This window comes from Streptomyces sp. NPDC002884, assembly GCF_040295245.1.
GTDB lineage: Bacteria > Actinomycetota > Actinomycetes > Streptomycetales > Streptomycetaceae > Streptomyces.
In genome coordinates this window covers 63,827-78,719 of record NZ_JBEOVB010000036.1, presented here as the reverse complement: position 1 = coordinate 78,719, position 14,893 = coordinate 63,827, and the positions used below count along the sequence as shown (strand labels likewise).

The window sequence follows — 14,893 nt, the reverse complement described above, 5'->3', positions numbered from 1 at the left end:
CTTTCCTCCGGGCGCTTCCCTTCGGTCTTGCGTTTCCGACTCTATCAGATCTTTTCTCGACCCGATTTCCTCGGTGCTTTCCAGGTTCCCGCTTTTGTTTCGCGGTTTCCTTTCCGGCGGTTCCGACTTTATCAGAAGTTCTGAGTCGGTTTTCCCGGCCCCTCCCGGGAGTGGATCCGGGGCACGAGGCGTACCGGGTTCCCGTTCAGGCGGAGCCGTAAACGTACTGGAGCGGGGCTCCTCGATGCAAATCGAGGAGCCCCGCTCCGGGTTCACGCGTACGAGGCGCCGTACGACGCTCAGACCTCCACCACGACCGGGAGGATCATCGGCCTGCGGCGGTAGGTGTCGGAGACCCACTTGCCCAGCGTGCGGCGGATGAGCTGCTGGAGCTGGTGGGGCTCGACCACGCCGTCCTGGGCCGAGCGTTCCAGGACCTCGGCGATCTTCGGGGTGACGGCCGAGAAGGCCGAGTCCTCGATGCCGGAGCCGCGGGCCTGGATGTGCGGGCCGCCGGTGATCTTGCCGGTGGAGGAGTCCACGACGACGAACACCGAGATGATGCCCTCGTCGCCCAGGATCTTCCGGTCCTTGAGGGCCGGCTCGCCCACGTCGCCGACCGAGAGGCCGTCGACGTAGACATAACCCGCCTGGACCTTGCCGGTGATCTTCGCCTTGCCCTCGACGAGGTCGACGACCACGCCGTCCTCGGCGATCACGATGCGGTCGTGCGGGACACCGGTCTTGGCGCCCAGCTCGGCGTTGGCGCGCAGATGGCGCCATTCACCGTGGACCGGCATCAGGTTCTTCGGGCGGCAGATGTTGTAGAAGTACAGGAGCTCGCCGGCGGACGCGTGGCCCGAGACGTGCACCTTGGCGTTGCCCTTGTGGACGACGTGCGCGCCCCAGCGGGTCAGGCCGTTGATCACGCGGTAGACCGCGTTCTCGTTGCCGGGGATGAGCGACGAGGCCAGGATCACCGTGTCGCCGGGGACGATGCGGATCTGGTGGTCCCGGTTGGCCATGCGGGACAGGGCCGCCATCGGTTCGCCCTGGGAGCCCGTGCAGACCAGGACCACCTCGTGGTCGGGCAGGTCGTCGAGCGTCTTGACGTCAACGACCAGGCCCGGCGGCACCTTCAGGTAGCCCAGGTCTCGGGCGATGCCCATGTTGCGGACCATCGAGCGGCCCACGAAGGCGACCCGGCGTCCGTACTCGTGCGCGGTGTCCAGGATCTGCTGGATGCGGTGGATGTGGCTGGCGAAGCTGGCCACGATGATCCGCTTGCGGGCGTTCCCGAAGACCGTGCGCAGGACGTCGGAGATGTCCCGCTCGGGCGCCACGAACCCGGGGACCTCGGCGTTCGTGGAGTCGGAGAGGAGAAGGTCGATGCCTTCCTCGCTCAGACGTGCGAACGCGTGCAGGTCCGTGAGACGGCCGTCCAGCGGGAGCTGGTCCATCTTGAAGTCGCCCGTGTGGACCACCATGCCGGCCGGCGTGCGGATGGCGACGGCGAGGGCGTCCGGGATCGAGTGGTTGACGGCGATGAACTCGCAGTCGAAGGGGCCGATGCGCTCACGGTGTCCCTCCGCCACCTCGAGGGTGTACGGGCGGATCCGGTGCTCCTGGAGCTTGGCCTCGATGAAGGCGAGGGTCAGCTTGGAGCCGATCAGCGGGATGTCCGGCTTCTCCCGCAGGAGGTAGGGGACGGCGCCGATGTGGTCCTCGTGGCCATGGGTGAGGACGATGCCCTCGATGTCGTCGAGGCGGTCCCGGATGGACGTGAAGTCCGGCAGGATCAGGTCGATTCCGGGCTGCTCCTCCTCGGGGAAGAGCACACCGCAGTCGACGATCAGCAGACGGCCGCCGTACTCGAAGACCGTCATGTTCCGGCCGATTTCGCCGAGACCGCCGAGCGGGGTGACCCGGAGGCCGCCCGCCGGGAGCGGCGGGGGCGGGGCAAGTTCGGGATGCGGATGACTCAAAAGACTCTCCTCAACCACACACGCCACGTACCGGTGGGCACGTGGCGCGCATGACGTTCGTGCAGTAGCAGTTGTTGTTGGGGATTGCAGGCACCGGTGGCCTGCTATTCAGTTGTGAAGTCTGTTGTCAGAGCTGTACCCCGCCCGCCGCAAGATCGATCTTGAGCTGTTCGATCTCTTCGGACGAGCACTCGACCATGGGTGAGCGCAGCGGGCCGGCGGGCAGGCCCAGGAGGGTGAGCGCCGCCTTGGTGGTCATCACGCCCTGGGTGCGGAACATGCCCGTGTACACCGGGAGCAGCTTCTGGTGGATCTCGGTCGCCTTCTGGACGTCTCCGGCGGTGAACGCCTCGACGAGGGCGCGCAGGTCCGGGGTGACCACGTGGCCGACGACCGAGACGAAACCGACCGCGCCCACGGAGAGCAGCGGCAGGTTCAGCATGTCGTCACCGGAGTACCAGGCCAGACCGGAGCGGGCGATGGCCCAGCTCGCGCGGCCCAGGTCGCCCTTGGCGTCCTTGTTGGCGACGATCCGCGGGTGCGCCGCGAGGCGGACCAGCGTCTCGGTGCTGATCGGGACGCCGCTGCGGCCGGGAATGTCGTAGAGCATGACCGGCAGCTCGGCGGCGTCGGCGACGGCCGTGAAGTGCCGGTACAGGCCCTCCTGAGGGGGCTTGTTGTAGTACGGGGTCACGACCAGGAGGCCCTGTGCGCCCGCCTTCTCGGCCGCGCGCGCGAGTTCGACACTGTGGTGGGTGTCGTTGGTGCCGACGCCGGCGACGACGTGGGCACGGTCTCCGACGGCTTCCTGGACGGCTCGTACCAGGTCCGTTTTCTCCGCGTCACTGGTGGTGGGGGACTCGCCGGTGGTGCCGTTGACGATCAGGCCGTCGTTGCCTGCGTCCACCAGGTGGGTGGCGAGCCGCTGTGCGCCGTCGAGGTCGAGTGCGCCGTCCGCCGTGAAGGGCGTGACCATGGCGGTGAGGACCCGCCCGAAGGGGGTCTGCGGAGTGGAGGTCGGAGCCATGGGTGACACGCTACTCGTTGCTCACCGTGGGGTCTGCCCTCGGGGGGTGCGAAAAGTCATGACAAAGATGGAACCCGGCACTGCCTGCTCGGGGGTTCAAGCAGTGCCGGGTCCGTTTGATCAGGCTAGATGAACTTCTCTAAATGCCGCAATACGGACACTTCGCGCGGATGATCCGTACATACGTCTCCGTCGGCCGTCTCCGTCGCCCGTCCCGGCCGTGTCCGTCAGGGCGCCACTCGGCCGTTGGTGTTGAAGGCCGCGTACGTGAGGGGCATGAGCTTGGCCCACTCGGCCTCCATCTTCTCGCCCACCATCTCGATCTCCCGCTGCGGGAAGGACGGGACCTTCGCCAGCTCGTGCTGGGTGCGCAGGCCGAGGAAGTGCATCAGCGAGCGGGCGTTGCAGGTGGCGTACATCGAGGAGAACAGGCCGACCGGCAGGACCGCACGGGCGACCTCGCGGGCGACGCCGGCGGCGAGCATCTCCTGGTAGGCCTCATAGGCCCGGCGGTAGGAGTCCTCCATGGTGCGGCCGACGAGCTCCTGCTGGGCCTGCGTGCCCTCGGCGAAGACGTACTTGCCGGGACGGCCCTGCTGCACGAGTTTGCGGGACTCGCCGGGGACGTAGAAGACGGGCTGGAGCTCCCGGTAGCGACCGGATTCCTCGTTGTACGACCAGCCCACGCGGTGGCGCATGAACTCGCGGAACACGAAGATCGGGGCACTGATGAAGAACGTCATCGAGTTGTGCTCGAAGGGGCTGCCGTGGCGGTCCCGCATCAGATAGTTGATCAGGCCCTTCGAGCGTTCCGGGTCCTTGCCCAGCTCGTCCAGGGACTGCTCGCCGGCGGTCGAGACGCGGGCGGCGAAGAGCACGTCGGCGTCGGACGCGGTGTGCTTGACCAGTTCGACGGTGACGTCGCTGCGGAAGCCGGGCTTGAGGTCGTCGGCGGGGCTGTCGGTCACTGTGCGGGGGTCCTTCCGTCGCGTCTTCGGAGCGGCGCCAACTCTACGGGGGCCGCCGAGCCGGACCTCCACGGGCGTGCCGCGCAATTCCGTGCGGGACGTCTGCCGATATGGGGCACGTTTTCGGGCACTCGCTCGTCTGTATCAGTGAAAGCTCCCGATCGAGAACCCCAGGAGGACGTACCCATCATGTTCCGCCGGCGCGAGCCCGTACCCTTCGCCTTCCTCGCCGAGGCCGACCGGTTCCGTGGCAATGTCACTCCCCCACCCTCCGAGCGGTCCTCCGCCGGTCAGATAGCCGGGCATTGGCTGCTGGGGCTCACGATCGTGGCCGCGCTGGTCGGCGCCCTGGTCATCGGGATGCCGGCGCTGAGCCTGGACAGTTCGGCGCAGACGCAGGAGTCGCAGGCGTCCCAGGGCCGCTGACGCCTCCCCCAGCGCCCGAATGGCGTGGGAGGTACCCCCATGGCCCCCCGATGGTGGTGAGCCGGGACACAGGCGGATAACCTCACCGGGCACAGCCCACGCATGGACGAGTGAGGACCAGCCGTGCCCCTGCCCTTCCTGACGGCCGACCGCGCATTCGAGGCGGCGGACGACGTCGCGTTGCCCTTCGAGGACCGTGAGCGCTGGCGGCGCCCCTACCGGCCCGGACCCTGGCGGGTCGGGGTCGCCGCGCTGGCGCTGCTGCTCGCCTCGTACGTGCTGTTCGCGGCCGTCATCATCGCCTTGACCGGGTCGGTGTCCGAGGCCGGTGCGGTCTTCGGCTGTTCCCTGCTCGTGATCGCCGCTGCCCTGCGGTTGCTGCGTATGGGTGTGTGGGTGAGCGACCGCGGGCTGCGGCACGTGCGTTTCCTCGTCACGCGCACGCTGCCCTGGGAGCGGGTGGTGTCGGTGCGGACCGAGCAGCAGCCGGTGCGCTGGCTGGGGCTGCCGCGGACCGTCCAGGGGCAGGCCCTGACCCTCGGACGGCGGGACCGCCCCAAGGAGGCGGCGCAGCTGCTGACCACGCACGGGGCGGACTTCCTGGCGCGTGGCGAGGCGTTCGACCGTGCGGCGGACGCGATCGAGGCGTGGGCCGCGGAGAACCGGCGCGGCTGATCGCTCGGAACGCCGGATCCGGCATCCGGCCGGACGTGCGAAGGGGCCGGTCCGCCACAGGTGCGGGCCGGCCCCTTCGGCGTACGGCTCAGGCGGTCTGCACCGGCTTGCCGTCGTGCAGGCTGATCGCGCGTTGCATCGCCTTGCGGGCCCGGGGGGTGTCCCGGGCGTCGTGGTAGGCGACGGCGAGGCGGAACCAGGTGCGCCAGTCGTCGGGGGCCGCCTCGGTCTCCGCCTTGCGCCGGTCGAAGACCTCGTCGGCGGAGTCGCGGTCGACGCGGCCGCCCGCGGTGCGCTTCAGTTCGTCGACGGGCAGTCCGCCCTCGGCGTCGAGTTCGGCGGCGAGGGCGTTGGCGCGGTGGACGAACTGGGTGTTCTTCCACAGGAACCAGACGCCGATGACCGGCAGGATCAGCACCGCCACGCCGAAGGTGACGGTCAGGAGCGTGCCGGACTGGATGAGCATGACGCCGCGGCTGCCGACCAGGACGAAGTAGAAGACCAGGACGGCGGCCGTGACGGCGTAGGAGAGCTTGGCGCGCATGTCAGCCTCGGCCGAGGTCCAGGAAGTTTTCCAGGCCGAAGGTGAGGCCCGGCGTCGACACCACCCGGCGGGCGCCGAGCAGGATGCCCGGCATGAAGCTGCTGTGGTGCAGCGAGTCGTGGCGGACCGTGAGGGTCTCGCCCTCGCCGCCGAGCAGCACCTCCTGGTGGGCCAGCAGCCCGCGCAGCCGGACGGCGTGCACCGGGACGCCGTCGACGTTCGCGCCCCGCGCCCCGTCCAGGCCCGTCTCCGTGGCGTCCGGCGCCGGTGCCGTGCCCGCCTCGCGACGGGCCGCGGCGATGAGTTGGGCGGTGCGCGTGGCGGTGCCCGAGGGCGCGTCCACCTTGTTGGGGTGGTGGAGTTCGACGACCTCGACGGACTCGAAGTACGGCGCGGCGATCTGCGCGAACTTCATGGTCAGGACGGCTCCGATGGAGAAGTTGGGCGCGATGAGCACGCCCGTCTCCGGGGACTCGGCCAGCCGGTCGGTCAGGTGCGCGAGGCGCTCCTCGGTCCAGCCGGTCGTGCCGACCACGGCGTGGATGCCGTGCCCCACGCAGTAGTCGAGGTTGTCCATGACGGAGGCGGGGGTGGTCAGTTCGACCACGACCTGGGCCCCGCTCTCGGTCAGCGTCTCGAGCTTGTCGCCCCGGCCGAGGGCGGCCACCAGTTCCATGTCCTCGGCGGCCTCGACCGCCCGTACCGCCTCGGAACCGATCCGGCCCTTGGCGCCGAGGACCGCCACGCGCAGCTTGCTCATCTGTTGTGCTTCCTTACCGAAGGTGCCGAGGGAGGAGGGACGAAGGACTGCCGGACAGGGTCAGGCGACCGCGTCGTGCAGCCGGGCGGCCTGCTTGTCCTTGAGCGGGCCGATGACCGACAGCGACGGGCGCCGTCCCAGGATGTCGCGGGCCACCGAGCGGACCTCGTCCGGGGTCACCGCCGCTATCCGGGTCAGCATGTCGTCGACCGACATCTGCTCGCCCCAGCACAGCTCGCTCTTGCCGATGCGGTTCATGAGCGCGCCGGTGTCCTCCAGGCCGAGGACCGTGGAGCCCCTCAGCTGGCCGATGGCGCGGCTGATCTCCTCGTCGGACAGGCCGTGCTCGGCGACCTGGTCGAGTTCGTCCCGGCAGATCTTCAGCACGTCGTGCACCTGGCTGGGGCGGCAGCCCGCGTACACGCCGAAGAGGCCGCAGTCGGCGAAGCCGGAGGTGTACGAGTACACGCTGTAGGCCAGGCCGCGCTTCTCGCGGACCTCCTGGAAGAGGCGGGAGGACATGCCGCCGCCGAGGGCCGTGTTCAGCACCCCGAGCGCCCAGCGCCGGTCGTCCGTGCGGGCCAGACCCGGCATGCCGAGGACGACATGCGCCTGTTCCGTCTTGCGGCCGATCAGCTCGACGCGGCCGGCGGAACGGATCGCGCGCCGGCCGTCGCGCGGGGCGATGGGTGCGGCGTCCGGGTTCTTGAGGGCGCCCGCGTTCTCGAAGGCCGCGCGGACCTGGCGTACGACCTTGTTGTGGTCGATGTTGCCGGCGGCCGCGACCACGAGGTGGGTCGGGTCGTAGTGCTTCTTGTAGAAGCGGCGGATGCGGTCGGCGGTGAGGGCGTTGACCGTGTCGACGGTGCCGAGGACCGGGCGGCCGAGGGCGTTGTCCCCGAACATCGTGTGCGCGAACAGGTCGTGCACACAGTCGCCGGGATCGTCCTCGGTCATCGCGATCTCCTCGAGGATCGCGCCGCGCTCGACGTTGACGTCCTCCTCGCGGATGAGGGAGCCCGTGAGCATGTCGCAGACGACGTCGATGGCGAGCGGCAGGTCGGCGTCGAGCACGCGTGCGTAGTAGCACGTGTACTCCTTCGCCGTGAACGCGTTCATCTCGCCGCCAACGGCGTCTATGGCGGAGGAGATGTCCAGCGCCGACCTGCGGTTCGTCCCCTTGAAGAGGAGGTGCTCCAGGTAGTGGGTGGCGCCGTTCAGGGACGGCGTCTCGTCGCGGGAGCCGACGTGCGCCCAGATGCCGAAGGTGGCGGAGCGGACCGACGGGAGGGTCTCGGTGACGATGCGCAGGCCGCCCGGGAGGGTGGTCTTGCGGACGACGCCGATGCCGGCCGTGCCCTTGATCAGGGTTTGGGTACGGGCAACGGCCCGCGCCTCCGAAGAGGTGCGGGCCGTGGCCTGGGAGCTACTCGACGTCACTTGTCGGTGTCGTCCTTCGTGTCCTCATCAGCTTCCTCGCCCTCGATCACGGGGATCAGGGAGAGCTTGCCGCGCGAGTCGATCTCGGCGATCTCGACCTGGACCTTGGAGCCCACACCGAGTACGTCCTCGACGTTCTCCACGCGCTTGCCACCGGCGAGCTTGCGGATCTGCGAGATGTGCAGCAGACCGTCCTTGCCCGGGAGCAGCGACACGAACGCACCGAAGGTGGTGGTCTTGACGACCGTACCCAGGTAACGCTCGCCGACCTCCGGCATGGTCGGGTTGGCGATGCCGTTGATCGTGGCGCGGGCGGCCTCGGCCTGCGAGCCGACCTGGGCACCGATGTAGATGGTGCCGTCGTCCTCGATCGTGATCTCGGCGCCGGTGTCCTCCTGGATCTGGTTGATCATCTTGCCCTTGGGGCCGATGACCTCACCGATCTTGTCCACGGGGATCTTGACGGTGATGATCCGCGGGGCGTTCGGGGACATCTCGTCCGGCGTGTCGATCGCTTCCATCATCACGTCGAGGATGTGGAGGCGGGCGTCGCGGGCCTGCTTGAGGGCCGCGGCCAGGACGGAGGCCGGGATGCCGTCCAGCTTGGTGTCGAGCTGGAGGGCGGTGACGAACTCCTTGGTGCCGGCGACCTTGAAGTCCATGTCGCCGAAGGCGTCCTCCGCACCGAGGATGTCGGTGAGGGCGACGTAGTGCGTCTCGCCGTTGATCTCCTGGGAGATCAGGCCCATGGCGATACCGGCGACGGGGGCCTTCAGCGGCACACCGGCGTTCAGCAGCGACATGGTGGAGGCGCAGACCGAGCCCATGGACGTCGAGCCGTTGGAGCCGAGGGCCTCGGACACCTGACGGATCGCGTAGGGGAACTCCTCGCGCGTCGGCAGGACCGGCACGATGGCGCGCTCGGCGAGGGCGCCGTGGCCGATCTCGCGGCGCTTGGGCGAGCCCACGCGGCCGGTCTCGCCGACGGAGTACGGCGGGAAGTTGTAGTTGTGCATGTAGCGCTTGCGGGTCACCGGGGAGAGGGTGTCCAGCTGCTGCTCCATCCGGAGCATGTTGAGGGTGGTGACGCCCAGGATCTGGGTCTCGCCACGCTCGAACAGCGCCGAGCCGTGCACGCGCGGGATGGCCTCGACCTCGGCGGCGAGCGTACGGATGTCCGTGACGCCGCGGCCGTCGATGCGCGTCTTCTCCTTGATCACGCGCTCACGGACCAGCTGCTTGGTGAGCGAGCGGTACGCGGCGGAGATCTCCTTCTCGCGACCCTCGAACTCCGGCAGGAGCTTCTCGGCGGCGAGGGCCTTGACGCGGTCCAGCTCGGCCTCGCGGTCCTGCTTGCCGGCGATGGTCAGCGCGGAGGCGAGCTCCGGGCGGACGGCGGCGGACAGCGCCTCCAGGATGTCGTCCTGGTAGTCGAGGAAGACCGGGAAGTCGCCGGTCGGCTTCGCGGCCTTGGCGGCGAGGTCGGCCTGGGCCTTGCAGAGCACCTTGATGAAGGGCTTCGCGGCGTCCAGACCGGAGGCGACGACCTCCTCGGTCGGCGCCTCGGCGCCGCCCGCGACCAGCTGGATGGTCTTCTCGGTGGCCTCGGCCTCGACCATCATGATCGCGACGTCGCCGTCCTCCAGGACGCGACCGGCGACGACCATGTCGAAGACGGCGTCCTCGAGCTCGGTGTGCGTCGGGAACGCGACCCACTGGCCGTTGATCAGCGCGACGCGGACGCCGCCGATCGGGCCGGAGAAGGGCAGGCCGGCCAGCTGCGTGGACGCGGAGGCGGCGTTGATCGCCACGACGTCGTACAGGTGGTCGGGGTTGAGCGCCATGATCGTGGCGACGACCTGGATCTCGTTGCGCAGGCCCTTCCTGAAGGACGGGCGCAGCGGGCGGTCGATCAGGCGGCAGGTGAGGATGGCGTCCTCGGAGGGGCGGCCCTCACGGCGGAAGAAGCTGCCGGGGATCTTGCCGGCGGCGTACATCCGCTCCTCGACGTCCACCGTGAGGGGGAAGAAGTCGAGCTGGTCCTTGGGGTTCTTGGAGGCGGTGGTGGCCGACAGCACCATGGTGTCGTCGTCCAGGTACGCCACGGCGGAGCCGGCGGCCTGCTTGGCCAGGCGGCCCGTCTCGAAGCGGATGGTGCGGGTGCCGAAGGTGCCGTTGTCGATGACGGCCTCGGCGTAGTGGGTCTCGTTCTCCACTAGCATTTTCTCCGTTACTTGTCGTCTTTCGTCCCTCGCTGCCCGTGTGGCAGGGGGACGGTGGCGGAGAAACGCTCGGTGCGGGCCGGTCTTCGATCGAAGCACCCGGGGATCTCTTTCCCGGGGGCCACTACCGAGGACCGGCGGCGGCGAGGCGCGCTTCTCCTCGTTCGGTGGGCGTGGTGACGTCTACCCGCAGCGAGTACACGTCATCACGCTGTGTCGTACGTACGGCGTTGTGCTACCACACTACAAAGCGTTGGTGACACTCCGCACGTTTCCGCACGGCGAGAGGGCGTACGACGGGCCCGTCGCCGGTGGCACATCGCGTGTACCGGTGTATGCCGATTCGTACCACTGTGTACCGGTACGTACAGCAAAAGGGAGCGGTCCCGATGGCCGGGAACCGCTCCCCTCACGGCGTTCTACTTGGAACCGCCCGCCGCACCACGTCGGATGCCGAGGCGGTCGACCAGCGCACGGAAGCGCTGGATGTCCTTCTTGGCGAGGTACTGCAGAAGGCGGCGACGCTGACCGACCAGGATCAGCAGACCACGACGGGAGTGGTGGTCGTGCTTGTGCGTCTTGAGGTGCTCGGTCAGGTCCGAGATCCGGCGCGACAGCATGGCGACCTGGACCTCGGGGGAGCCGGTGTCGCCCTCCTTCTGACCGAACTCGGTGATGAGCTGCTTCTTCGTAGCGGCGTCGAGCGGCACGCGTACTCCTCGTAGTCTTTTCATGGCCACCGAGTGCCCCCGGTCTATGTCTCGGGGGAGCTTCCGTTACTCGGGAGGCGGGGATCCGCTGAGCGCGACCTCCAGAACCTTCAGGGACTCCCTGAGGGTGTTTCCGGGGATGCGTACACAAACGGCCGAAAGCCAGGGTAGCAGGCCGGGGCGTCGGGCCTGTCCGGGGTATCGCGGCGGCCGGCCCGGCCGTGCCGCACCGTGCGGGGGCAGTGTACGGGCGACGGCGCCGGGCGGGAACGTAAAGGAAGAACCTCTGAGCTGGGCGAACGCCGGCAAGTAGGGTGACGCCACAGCTCGTTGGAACAGTGGGAACTCAGTGGAGAGGGTCGGAGCCGACATGGCCGATGCCGAGGACAAAGACGTCAAAGCGCGCAAGGAGCGGGAGCGGGACGAGCTGTACGCGCTCGACATCTCCGGCGTCGAGTGGCAGTGCGCCCCGGGCACGGAGGAGCACGAGGAGCGCGTCGAGATCGCCCACCTGCCCGAGGGGGCCGTGGCGATGCGGTCGTCGCTCGACCCGGAGACGGTGCTGCGCTACACGGAGGCGGAGTGGCGGGCCTTCGTGCTGGGCGCCCGGGACGGCGAGTTCGACCTGGAGCAGGCGCCGGACAGAGGATCGGCCGCGCGGTAGCCGGGCCGGCGGCCGGGGGCACGACAGGGGGACCGCCGCGCGGCAGCCGGGCCGGCGGCCGGGGTGTGACGGCCGCTTCCGCACCCGCCGCACCGCCGGTTGCGGCGGTCAGCCGAGACGGCCGGAACGCGGCGCCCGCCGCATCGGCGGTTGCGGCGGGGAGGCGGGGCCGGAGCACGGCGCCCACCGCACGACAGGGGAACCGTCGCGCCATAGCCGGGCCCGCGGCCGGGATGTGCCGGCCGCCGCTCCTGCGCACCGCCGGTTGCGGCGGGGAGGTCGGGCCGGAGGCGAGGGTGGTGTGGACGGGTGGGGTGGCCGCGGGCCGGGCTCCACTTCGATCGGCCTGATCGGCTCGGGGGCGGCAGCCTCCCTGCGCCGCCGTCCGCGGGTCGGCCCGTCATCGACCGGGCCGCCGCGTACATGTCGAAGACGGCCAGTGTCGGCGGGACGAGCGTCTGCAGCACGAAGCCCTCGGCGAGCTCCATGAAACGGCCCCAGAACGGCGCGAGGCCGCCCCGCGACCGATCAGACCGATCGCGGTGACGATCGCGGTGACGATAGCGGTGACGATCGCGGACGCCGCCGCGATCGCCGCGACCAGCCAGACGGTACGGATGTCGAGGTCGGCGCGGTCGCCCGTCAGCGCGTCGCGGATCACCGGGTGCGGCGGGTTCAGCGCCAGACCGAGTCCGAGCAGGACGAGGGAACCGAGGCCCGCGGCCAGTACGGGGGCTACCTGGGCCGTGCAGCAGAACAGGTGGGCGCGCATCAGCAGGGCGATGCCCGCGGCCGGCGCGAGGAGCCGGGCCCAGACGTCGTCGGAGAACCCGAGAACCGCGCAGGCGCCGACCGTGATCACCGCGCAGCCGCCCACCAGGCCGACCAGGAGTTCGTGTCCGCGGCGGGCCTGGGCGGCGATCCGCTCGGCGTCGACCGGCTCCCGCGGGAGGGGATCGGCGCCGTACACGCCGCGCGGAGCGGTGGCCGAGGCGTCGAAGCCGATCGGCAGACGGGCGAAGCGCTGGACAGGCCGGGCAGGAAGGCCAGCGGGCCCACGCCGACGAGGGCGCACAGGGCGGCGGTCTCGGCCGGTGTCCAGTGCGCGAGGATCGCCGCAAACACCGCCGCCAGGCCGGTGCCGGAGGCGACCACGAAGGCGACGAACGGACCGTCCCCGCGCGGGGAGCACAGGGTGAGCAGCACCGCGGCGAGCAGTACCGCGGCGCAGGCCAGCAGGAATTGGAGCCTGCCGATGCCCTGCCCGTCGGCGAGCGGGAGGAGTCCGGAGCCCGCCACGCCCGTGTAGGGCAGCGCGCCGAGCCCGAGGGCGACGGCCGAGCCGCGGTCGTCGTGGACGCGGGCCCGGACACAGGCGAGGGCGACCAGCAGGACACCGACGACCGCGGCGAGGACGCCGGGCAGGCCGTACCGGCAGTACGTCATGACGCAACCCACCGATGCGGAGATCGGGTTGCTGGGCACACCGAGACGAATGGACTGACGCGGCGGACTTCTCCCCCTGCCTGTACGGCACTTCGGTCGGTATGGCCGTTTTGCCGAGTGACCTGAAGCGCTTGCACGGCCCCCTCGGGGGGTGCGTGACGTGGTGGACTGGTGCTGAGGGGTGGGCGGGCCTGCCGAGGTGGGCCGCCTGGTGATTAGGCTGGTACGGGGCGCGATGCCGGAAACCATGGGGTGGACGTCGACGTCTCCCGGGGGAAAGCCGCATCGGACGACGTCAGACGGCCTCGAACCACTCAAGGACGACAGGTAATTGGCCGCCCCGGCACGGCATGAAGGTGCTCGACCACATCAGGAGGAATTGTGAGCAGCGATCGGGACGGGATCCGCGGGGGCTGGGCCACACCCGGCGATGACCAGCCCGACGCGGAGTCCGGCGTCGAGGCGACGGGCGAGTTCACCATCGACTACGCGCCGCCGGCTTGGTACACGCAGAACACGGGCGCCGGTGCGAATCAAACACCGGCCGCGACACCCGGCCCGGCACCCGGTCCGGGCGCGGAAGCCGACTCCGGGCCGGCGGGTACGCCTGGAGCGCCGCCCGCGCCGCAGGTGCCGTTCAGCCCGGCCGCGCCTCCGGCACCACCCGCACCGGGAGCGCCGTTCACCCCGCCCGCACCAGCCGCGCCGGACGGGGCTTTCCCCTTGGCCGCACCGGGCGTGCCGGTCGCTCCGGTTGCTCCGATCACTCCGGCGGCTCCGGTGGTTCCTCCGGCGCAGCCCGCCCCGCCCGCCCCGCCCGTTCTGCCCGCCCCGCCCGCCCCGCCCGTTCCCGCGGCTCCCTCCGCGCCCCCCGGCGCGGGGGCCGCCGCCGTGCCGGGGCTTCCGGCGGGCAGCGGGTTCGAGCCCCAGCCGCAGCCGCACCAGCAGCCGGCCGAGGCCCAGTGGGGAGCCACGGGGGCTTCGGCGGGTGACGAGGAGAGCGGTTCCGGAAACGGGGACCTGGAGAGCGGTGCGACCATGCGCTTCTCCTCGGCCGCCCTCAAGCGGGAGATCGCGGAGCACGCCGCTGCCGTACAGGCCGAGCCCGCGACGCCCGCGGAGCCGGAGGCCGAGGCCGCCGATTCCGCCTCGACCGCCACTCTGCCGTCCGAGGCCGTGGACACCGTGGACGCGGCGGACCCGTCCGCCGATGCGGGCGCACCGGACGGCAACGAGGCCACGGCCGCCGACGCCGACGCCAGCGCCAGTGCCGAGGCAGCAACAGCGGCAGCGGTCCAGACCGACACTACGGCGGCCGATGCAAGCGGCACCGCACCGACCGGGGAGGGCCCCTCCGAGGCCCCCACGGCCGACGAGGCGGCGGCCCAGGACGCCGAGGCCGTGACGGGCCCCGCGCCCGACGGTGCTGCCGTCGTCGAGGACGCGGCCCCGTGGAACGACTCCTCCGTCGAGGAACCTGCGGACGCCGTTCCCGCGGGCCCCGCCGACCCGCAGGACAGCGCGCCCCAGGACGCCGTTCCCGCCGCGCAGCCCGCCTGGACTCCTCCGCCGGCCCCGCAGGGCGAGCTGCCTCCCCTGCCGCCGTCGTACCAGCCCGCGGCACCCGCACCGGCGGCCCAGTGGCCGGCACAGCCACAGCCCGCCGAGGCCGCGGCGCACGCTTCCGCGCCTGTCCACCAGCCGCCCGTTCACCCGCCCGTCCAGCCGCAGGCAGCCCCGCCCGCGCCGGTCGGCTGGAACCCGCCGCCCCCGGAACCGGCCCCGACCGCACCGCAGCCGGGCTACGGCTTCCCGCAGCCCCCCGCTCCCGCCCCGGCGGACCAGCAGCCGCCTGCCCCGCAGCCGGGTTACGGCTTCCCGCACCCCGGTGGCGCTCCGGCCCCCGCCCCTCAGCCGCAACCGGCCGCTCCGGCACCGCAACCGCCGGCCAGCTACGGCTACCCCCAGCCCACCGACGCACCGCCCGCCCCTGCCGGCTACGGCTTCCCCCAGCAGAACACCGGAC

General features: G+C 70.8%; 12 protein-coding genes and 1 pseudogene. 4 read left to right on the top strand and 9 right to left on the bottom strand.

Going from position 1 to position 14,893, the window contains the following annotated elements:
- Window positions 1–299 precede the first annotated feature (299 nt).
- From ABT070_RS39320 to thyX, 3 genes are all read right to left on the bottom strand, one after another.
- A complete protein-coding gene (locus tag ABT070_RS39320) occupies window positions 300–1,985 on the bottom strand; it encodes a ribonuclease J (protein WP_351767729.1) in 1,686 nt (561 codons plus the stop codon).
- 127 nt (window positions 1,986–2,112) lie between these two features.
- The gene (dapA, locus tag ABT070_RS39315; protein ID WP_351767728.1) at window positions 2,113–3,012 is read right to left on the bottom strand and encodes a 4-hydroxy-tetrahydrodipicolinate synthase; all 900 of its coding nucleotides are present in this window, start codon (window positions 3,010–3,012) and stop codon (window positions 2,113–2,115) included.
- A gap of 227 nt (window positions 3,013–3,239) precedes the next feature.
- Complete coding sequence (thyX, locus tag ABT070_RS39310; protein ID WP_351767727.1) at window positions 3,240–3,980, bottom strand: FAD-dependent thymidylate synthase; 741 nt, start codon at window positions 3,978–3,980, stop codon at window positions 3,240–3,242.
- A gap of 189 nt (window positions 3,981–4,169) precedes the next feature.
- On the opposite strand from thyX, the gene ABT070_RS39305 reads away from it, so the two are divergent.
- Both ABT070_RS39305 and ABT070_RS39300 read left to right on the top strand, forming a co-directional pair.
- On the top strand, window positions 4,170–4,406 hold the full coding sequence (locus ABT070_RS39305; RefSeq protein WP_351767726.1) for a hypothetical protein: 237 nt from the start codon (window positions 4,170–4,172) through the stop codon (window positions 4,404–4,406).
- Between the two features lie 123 nt (window positions 4,407–4,529).
- Window positions 4,530–5,081: an SCO5741 family PH domain-containing membrane protein gene (locus ABT070_RS39300; RefSeq protein ID WP_351767725.1), complete on the top strand. Its 552-nt coding sequence runs from the start codon at window positions 4,530–4,532 to the stop codon at window positions 5,079–5,081.
- Between the two features lie 88 nt (window positions 5,082–5,169).
- Here the strand turns inward: ABT070_RS39300 and ABT070_RS39295 are convergent, their stop codons facing one another.
- The 5 genes from ABT070_RS39295 to rpsO form a co-directional block, all read right to left on the bottom strand.
- A complete protein-coding gene (locus ABT070_RS39295) occupies window positions 5,170–5,625 on the bottom strand; it encodes a tetratricopeptide repeat protein (protein WP_351767724.1) in 456 nt (151 codons plus the stop codon).
- Between the two features lies 1 nt (window position 5,626).
- A complete protein-coding gene (gene dapB / locus ABT070_RS39290) occupies window positions 5,627–6,385 on the bottom strand; it encodes a 4-hydroxy-tetrahydrodipicolinate reductase (protein WP_351767723.1) in 759 nt (252 codons plus the stop codon).
- A gap of 60 nt (window positions 6,386–6,445) precedes the next feature.
- Window positions 6,446–7,825: a M16 family metallopeptidase gene (locus tag ABT070_RS39285; RefSeq protein WP_351767722.1), complete on the bottom strand. Its 1,380-nt coding sequence runs from the start codon at window positions 7,823–7,825 to the stop codon at window positions 6,446–6,448.
- On the bottom strand, window positions 7,822–10,041 hold the full coding sequence (locus ABT070_RS39280) for a polyribonucleotide nucleotidyltransferase (protein WP_351767730.1): 2,220 nt from the start codon (window positions 10,039–10,041) through the stop codon (window positions 7,822–7,824). The genes ABT070_RS39285 and ABT070_RS39280 overlap by 4 nt, the downstream gene beginning before the upstream one ends.
- Window positions 10,042–10,466: 425 nt before the next feature.
- Complete coding sequence (gene rpsO, locus ABT070_RS39275; protein ID WP_351767721.1) at window positions 10,467–10,757, bottom strand: 30S ribosomal protein S15; 291 nt, start codon at window positions 10,755–10,757, stop codon at window positions 10,467–10,469.
- A 370-nt stretch (window positions 10,758–11,127) separates the two neighbouring features.
- Between rpsO and ABT070_RS39270 the strand changes: the two genes are divergently transcribed.
- Window positions 11,128–11,421 (top strand): DUF397 domain-containing protein, encoded by a 294-nt coding sequence (locus ABT070_RS39270; protein ID WP_351767720.1) that lies wholly within the window; start codon window positions 11,128–11,130, stop codon window positions 11,419–11,421.
- Window positions 11,422–11,819: 398 nt separating this feature from the next.
- Here the strand turns inward: ABT070_RS39270 and ABT070_RS39265 are convergent.
- Window positions 11,820–12,852 (bottom strand): annotated as a pseudogene (locus ABT070_RS39265) (type VII secretion integral membrane protein EccD); the annotation flags it as partial.
- Window positions 12,853–13,248: 396 nt separating this feature from the next.
- Here ABT070_RS39265 and ABT070_RS39260 point away from each other — a divergent pair.
- On the top strand, window positions 13,249–14,893 hold a 1,645-nt coding region (locus ABT070_RS39260), incomplete at its 3' end, for an SCO5717 family growth-regulating ATPase (protein ID WP_351767719.1).

What these genes read in the sequence shown, in the direction of transcription:
- dapA (WP_351767728.1), bottom strand. Translation starts at nt 3,012, where the DNA reads ATGGCTCCGACCTCCACTCCGCAGACCCCCTTCGGGCGGGTCCTCACC.
- ABT070_RS39305 (WP_351767726.1), top strand. Translation starts at nt 4,170, where the DNA reads ATGTTCCGCCGGCGCGAGCCCGTACCCTTCGCCTTCCTCGCCGAGGCC.
- ABT070_RS39295 (WP_351767724.1), bottom strand. Translation starts at nt 5,625, where the DNA reads ATGCGCGCCAAGCTCTCCTACGCCGTCACGGCCGCCGTCCTGGTCTTC.
- dapB (WP_351767723.1), bottom strand. Translation starts at nt 6,385, where the DNA reads ATGAGCAAGCTGCGCGTGGCGGTCCTCGGCGCCAAGGGCCGGATCGGT.
- ABT070_RS39270 (WP_351767720.1), top strand. Translation starts at nt 11,128, where the DNA reads ATGGCCGATGCCGAGGACAAAGACGTCAAAGCGCGCAAGGAGCGGGAG.